The 5131-nt window shown below is 75.3% G+C and carries 1 protein-coding gene; it reads right to left on the reverse strand.

Annotated features, from left to right (window positions below):
- Window positions 1-26: 26 nt before the first annotated feature.
- Window positions 27-5131, reverse strand: a 5105-nt coding sequence (locus AB0C76_RS40985) for a type I polyketide synthase (RefSeq protein WP_359975779.1), incomplete at its 5' end; no start/stop codon positions are given.

Raw genomic sequence — 5131 nt, forward strand, 5'->3', positions numbered from 1 at the left:
CTCTTTTCCCCAACACCCCGCTTTCCCTACCGGGCCGGCGCCGCGGCGCCGGGGCGGGCGGCCGGGGTGTGCGTCTGCGGCCAGTAGCGCTCGCGCTGGAAGGCGTACGTCGGGAGGTCGGTGCGGCGGGCACCGGTGCCGTCGAACAGGCGCGCCCAGTCGACGGGCACGCCGGTGACGTGGAGGCGGGCGAGCGCGCTGAGCAGGGCGGTCTCTTCGGGACGACCACGGCGGCCGGCCGGCTCGACGGCGATCTCCGCGGCGTCCGCCAGCGTCTGGCGGACGGCCGGGGACAGGGCCGCGTCGGGTCCGAGCTCCAGGAAGTCGGTCGCACCGGCGGCGTGCAGCGTGCGGATCCCGTCGGCGAAGCGGACGGCCTCGCGGACGTGGCGCACCCAGTAGTCGGGGGTTGTGACGTCCTCGCCGCCGAACGAACCGGTGAGGTTGGAGACCAGCGGGATCGAAGGGGCCCGGTACGTCAGCCCGTTCAGAACCTCGCGGAAGTCCTCCAGCACCGGGTCCATCAACGGCGAGTGGAACGCGTGCGAGACCTTCAGCCGCGTGGTCCGCCGGTCGGCGAAGTGCTGCTCGATCGCCGCTACCGCTTCGAGGGAGCCCGAGACGACGACGGAGGTCGGTCCGTTGACGGCGGCGATCGACACGAAGTCGCCCAGCAGCGGCAGGACTTCGTCCTCCGTGGCCTGCACGGCGAGCATCGCGCCGCCTTCCGGCAGCGCCTGCATCAGCCGGCCGCGAGCGGCCACCAGGGCGCAGGCGTCGCCGAGCGAGAACACCCCGGCGACGTGCGCCGCCGTGATCTCGCCGATCGAGTGGCCCGCGACGAACTCGGCCCGCACGCCCAGCGATTCGACGAGCCGGTACAGGGCCACCTCGACCGCGAACAGCCCGGCCTGGGCGAACTCCGTCCGGTTCAGCAGTTCCTCGTCCGAGCCCCACACGACCTCGCGGACGGGAAGATCGAACTGCGCGCACACCGCGTCGAACGCCTGGGCGAACACCGGGAATCGGGCGGCCAACTCCCGTCCCATACCGAGGTGTTGCGCCCCCTGCCCGGAGAACAGCAGCGCCGTCCTGCGCGCGCCGTCCGCGACGCCGCGCGCCACCTCCGCGCCGTCCAGCAGCACCGCCCGGTGCGCGAACCGCGACCGCCCGGCGGCCAGCGAGAGACCGACGTCCACCGGCGAGGCGTCCAGCCCTTCCAGTCGTGCGAGCTGCGCGTCCAGCGCCGCCTCCGACTTGCCCGCCAGCACCCACGGCACGACGCCCGGCGCGACCGACGGCTCCGGCACGGGATCCTCGGCCGGCGGCGCCTGCTCGACGATCACGTGCGCGTTGGTGCCGCTGATCCCGAAGGCCGACACGCCCGCGCGGCGCGGCCGGCCGGTCTGCGGCCACTCCTCCGCCCGGGTGAGCAGCCGGATGTCACCGGCCGTCCAGTCGACGTGCGAGGACGGCGCGTCCACGTGCAGCGTGCGGGGCAGCACGCCGTGCTGCATCGACAGCACGGCCTTGATCACTCCGGCCGCGCCGGCGGCGGCCTGGGTGTGGCCGATGTTCGACTTCAGCGAGCCGAGCAGCAGCGGGCGTTCGCGCTCCTGCCCGTAGGTCGCGAGGAGGGCCTGAGCCTCGATCGGGTCGCCCAGCGTCGTTCCCGTGCCGTGGCCCTCGACGAAGTCCACGTCCGCCGCCGACAGCCCCGCGTTGGCGAGCGCCTGGCGGATGACGCGCTGCTGGGACGGGCCGTTGGGCGCGGTGAGACCGTTGGAGGCGCCGTCCTGGTTGACCGCGCTGCCGCGCACGACGGCGAGGACGGGGTGCCCGTTGCGGCGGGCGTCCGAGAGGCGCTCCAGCACCAGGACACCGGCGCCCTCCGACCAGCCCGTCCCGTCGGCTCCGTCCGCGAACGCCTTGCAGCGCCCGTCCGGGGCCAGCCCGCCCTGTCGGGTGAAGCCGGGGAAGCCGAGCGAGGACGACATCACGGTGACGCCGCCCGCCAGGGCCAGCGTGCACTCACCGCTGCGCAGGGACTGCGCGGCCAGGTGCATCGCCACCAGCGACGAGGAGCACGCGGTGTCGACGGTGACCGCCGGGCCCTCCAGACCGAAGGTGTAGGAGATCCGGCCGGACACCACGCTCGCGGCCAGGCCGGTGCTCGCGTGGCCCTCGATGTCCTCCCGGGCGTTCATGACGAGCGTCAGGTAGTCCTGGCCACCGGTGCCGACGAAGACGCCGGTCCGGCTGCCGCGCAGCGCCGTCGGGTCGATCCCCGCGCGCTCGACGGCCTCCCATGACGTCTCCAGCAGGAGCCGCTGCTGCGGGTCCATCGCGAGGGCCTCGCGCGGCGAGATGCCGAAGAAGGACGCGTCGAAGTCGGCCACCCCGTGCAGGAAGCCGCCCTTGGCGGTGGCACTGCGCCCCCGGTCGCCGGGGTCGCCGCCGAGCAGGGTGTCGAGGTCCCAGCCGCGGTCGGTCGGGAAGTCGGTGATGCCCTCGCGGCCCTCGGCGACCAGCGCCCACAGCTCCTCGGGCGTGCCGATCCCGCCGGGCAGGCGGCAGGCCATGCCGACGATCGCGATCGGGTCGTCGTCGGTGGCGGCGGCCACCGCGGCCGGGGCGAGCGGCTCGTCGTGCTGCCCGAGCACCTCCGCGAGGACGAGGTCGGCGATCGCGGCGGGGGTCGGGTGGTCGAAGACCAGGGTGGCGGGCAGGCGCAGGCCGGTGACGGCGGTCAGGCGGTTGCGCAGCTCAAGTGCCGTGAGGGAGTCGATGCCGAGGTCGTGGAAATCGCGCTCGGCGGCGACGGCCTGCGGCGAGGCGTGGCCGAGGACGGTGGCGGCCTCGGTGCGGACGAGGTCGACGAGGTGGCGCAGGCGGTCGCCCTCGCGCAGCTCGTGGAGACGGGCGGCGAGGGCCGTCATGGTGGCGGCGCCGGTGCCGGTCGCGGAGGCCGTGCGGCGCCCGCCGGGCAGGAGGGCGCGGAACATCGTCGGCACCTCGCCGCGCGGGCGGGCCCCGGCGGCCATGCGGCCGGTCGCCACGAGGTAGGGCTCGTCGACGGCCGTGGCGGCGTCGAGCAGGGCGAGGCCCTGTTCCTCGGTGAGGGGCGGGACGCCGGAGGCGTGGAGGCGGTGCAGATCCGCTTCCGAGAGGGTCCCGGTCATGCCGGCGGTGGGCATCCAGGCGCCCCAGCCGAGGGACTGGGCGGGCAGGCCCTGGTGACGGCGCCAGTGCGCGAGGGAGTCCAGGTAGACGTTCGCCGCCGCGTAGTTGCCCTGGCCCGCCGTGCCCATCACACCGGAGATGGAGGAGAACAGGACGAAGGCCTTGAGGTCCTGGTCCTTGGTCAGTTCGTGGAGGTTCCAGGCGGCGTCGACCTTCGGGCGGAGGACGGCCGACAGGCGCCCGGGGGTCAGCGCGCTCACGATGCCGTCGTCCAGCACACCGGCCGCGTGCACGATGCCCGTGATCGTCCGGCCCTTCAGAGCCCCGGCGAGCGCCTCGCGGTCGGCGGCGTCGCAGGCCACCACCTCGGCACGGGCACCAAGCTCCGCCAACTCCTCCACCAGCTCGGAGGCGCCCCCGCGCCGGCTCAGCAACAGCAGCTCGCGCACGCCGTGCTCGGCCACCAGGTGGCGCGCGACGAGACGGCCCAGACCGCCGGTGCCCCCCGTGATCACGACCGTGCCATCGCCCCACCCCGCGGACGACCCGGCGCCCGCAGCGCGGGTCAACCGGCCGACGCGCACGGCGCCCTCGCGCACCACCACCTGCGACTCTCCGGTCGCCAGCACGGACTCCAGCGGGAGCTCGCCGTCCGTGTCCACGAGGACGAACCGACCCGGGTTCTCCGACTCGGCCGCCCGCACCAGGCCCCACACGGCGGCGCCGGCGAGATCCGACACCCCGTCGACCGCACCCCGGGTGACGAACACCAGGCGCGCGTCCGCGAACCGCGGCTCGGCCAGCCATTCCTGCACCAGGCCCAGCGCCCACGCCGTCACCCCGTGCACGTCCCCGGGCGTCGAACCGCCCACCACCGGCACCACCACGGCACCCGGCACCTCGCCGCCGAGCTCCGTCAGGTCGACGACCTCCATCGACCGAACGTGCACCGGCCGGGAGGGCGCAGCCGCGACCCACTCCAGCCGCAGCAGCGAACCGTTCGCCCTCGGGGAGGCGTCGGCCGGCTCGCCCAGTTCCACGGACTCCGCCGAGAGTACGAGCTCGCCCGCCGCGTCCACGAGGGCCAGCGACAGCGTGTCCGCACCCGTCCGCACCAGCCGGGCGCGCGCCACCGTAGCGCCCGTGGCATGCAGCGACACCCCGGACCAGGCCACGGGTACGAGCCCCCGGTCGTCCGCCCGCAGGACGGCGGCCAGCAGCGCAGGGTGCAGCCCGAACCCGGCTGCCGCGCCCGCCGGTCCGACCGTTAGCTCGGCCTCGGTGAAGGTCTCCTCGCCGCGCCGCCAGACGCCGGCGCCGTCCGCGACCGCACCGGTCGGCGGCCAGTCCGCCGCGTCGAACTCGGCGGTACGCACCCCGGTGGTCAGCACCCCGGTGGCGTGCTCGGTCCAGGGCTCGTCGAGCCCCCCGTCGGGGCGCGAGAAGAACGTCACCGTCCGCGCCCCCGACGCGTCCGGCGCACCCGCCCGGACCTGGACCATCGTGCCGCTGCCAGCGACGCCCAGGGCGAGCGGCCGGGTGACGGCGAGCCGCTCGACCCGGTCGCAGCCGACGTGGTCGCCGACCCGGATCGCCAGGTCCAGGAACCCGGCCGCCGGGAAGACGCCCGCGTCACCGTCCCACGCCGCCGTGCCGGGCGAGAGCCGGCCGGTGAAAACGACACTGTCCGTGCCCGCGAGCGGCACGGCGGCGCCGAGCAGCGGGTGGTCCGCGGCCAGCAGGCCTGCGGAGACGACGTCGCCGACGCCGCTGCCCGTGGTGGGCCAGTAGCGCTCGTGCTGGAAGGGGTAGGTGGGCAGGTCGACGCGGCGGGCGCCGGTGCCGTCGAACAACCGGGCCCAGTCGACCGGGACGCCGGTGACGTGCAGGCGGGCCAGGGCCGTGACGAGGGTGTGCTCCTCTGGCCGGTCACGGCGCAGCAGCGGAA

The sequence above is a fragment of the Kitasatospora sp. NPDC048722 genome, from assembly GCF_040650235.1.
Taxonomy (GTDB): Bacteria; Actinomycetota; Actinomycetes; order Streptomycetales; family Streptomycetaceae; genus Kitasatospora.